Here is a 445-nt window from a genome sequence, read left to right as displayed (position 1 = left end):
TCTTCCTCCTGGGCTCGCGCTACTGCGACACCGACAAGCTCTCGCAGACGGCGTGGTCGCTGTTCGGCGGCGCTCCGGAAGGCTGGGCGCGCGTCCAGGCGATCGTCGACTACACGCATGAGCGCATCCGCTTCGACTACCAGCGCGCCGACGCGACGCGCAGCGCGCACGACGCCTTCATGCAGCGCGAGGGCGTGTGCCGGGACTTCGCCCATCTGGCGATCACCCTGTGCCGGTGCATGAACATCCCGGCACGCTACGCCACCGGCTACCTCGGCGACATCGGCGTCCCGAAGGATCCGGCGCCGATGGACTTCTCCGCGTGGTTCGAAGTCTATCTTCACGGGCCGGAGGGGCCGCGCTGGTACACGTTCGACGCCCGGCACAACCGCCCGCGCATCGGCCGCATCGTCATGGCCCGCGGTCGCGACGCCACCGACTGCGC

1 protein-coding gene is annotated in these 445 nt (G+C 69.9%); it reads left to right on the top strand.

What is annotated here, in order from left to right; all coding sequences use genetic code 11:
- The coding region (locus tag MFF58_RS32030) for a transglutaminase-like domain-containing protein (RefSeq protein WP_238294379.1) at nt 1–445 on the top strand (445 nt) is incomplete at both ends.

The sequence above is a fragment of the Methylobacterium longum genome (assembly GCF_022179385.1).
Taxonomy (GTDB): Bacteria; Pseudomonadota; Alphaproteobacteria; order Rhizobiales; family Beijerinckiaceae; genus Methylobacterium; species Methylobacterium longum.
The sequence above is the reverse complement of the archived record's forward strand: the minus strand, read 5'-3'. Positions and strand labels throughout refer to the sequence as shown.